This is a genomic window from Myxococcus vastator (genome assembly GCF_010894475.1).
GTDB lineage: Bacteria > Myxococcota > Myxococcia > Myxococcales > Myxococcaceae > Myxococcus > Myxococcus vastator.
The window spans coordinates 1-1010 of record NZ_JAAIYB010000888.1 but is presented as its reverse complement, the minus strand read 5'-3'; the positions used below and the strand labels follow the sequence as shown (position 1 = coordinate 1010).

Annotated in this window: 1 protein-coding gene; it reads left to right on the top strand. The window is 72.0% G+C overall.

The features are described 5' to 3' along the window. Positions 1 to 1010 (top strand): condensation domain-containing protein (locus tag G4D87_RS38135; protein WP_240358951.1); only part of this gene is annotated, 1010 nt, incomplete at both ends.

Here is a 1010-nt window from a genome sequence, read left to right as displayed (position 1 = left end):
GGTGGAACGGGAGGGCGCGCTGCCGGTGTCCTTCGCGCAGCAGCGGCTGTGGCTGCTGGAGCACCTGGGCGTGGCCCCCGGGCTGTACACCCTCGCGGTACCGGTGCGGCTATCGGGGCACCTGCGGGTGGAGGTGCTGGCGAAGAGCCTCGACGCCATCCTCCAGCGGCACGAGGCGCTGCGGACGACGTTCACCCGGGGGGAGCAGGGCGTCCCCGTGCAGGTGATCTCGCCGGAGGTGCCGCTGCGGCTGGTGGTGGAGGCGCTGGCGGAAGAGGAATCCGGGGCGGAGCTCCGGCGGCAACTGGCCGAGGAGCTGCGGCGTGGCTTCGACCTGGAGCGCGGGCCGCTCGTACGGGTCAGGCTGTGGAGGCTGGGCCCGGACGAGCACGTGCTGCTGCTGGCGATGCACCACATCGCGGCGGATGGCTGGTCCATGGGCGTGCTCGTCAAGGAGCTGGCGGCGCACTACGAGGCGCTCCTGGACGGCAAGCCGCCGATGCTCCCGCCGCTGACGGTGCAGTACGCGGACTATGCACGGTGGCAGCGCGAGTGGCTCCAGGGAGAGGCACTGGAGGCGCAGCTGGACTACTGGAGGCAGCAGCTGCGCGGAGCGCTGCCGGTGCTGGAGCTGCCGGTGGACCGTTCCCGGCCGCCGACGCAGACGTACCGCGGCGCGGTGCACCACGTGCTGCTGCCGCCGCGGCTGGTGGAGGAGGCGAAGGCCTTCAGCCGCCACCAGGGGGCGAGCCTGTTCATGACGCTGCTGGCGGCCTTCCAGGTGCTCCTGCACCGCTACACGCGCCAGCCGGACATCGTCGTCGGCACGCCGGTCGCCAACCGCACGCACTCGGAGACCGAGCAGCTCATCGGCTTCTTCGTCAACACCCTGGTGCTGAGGACGGACGTGTCGGGAGCGCCCGGCTTCGCGGAGGTGGTGCGCAGGGTGCGGGAGGTGACGCTGGACGCCTACGCGCACCAGGACGTGCCCTTCGAGCTGCTCGTCAAGG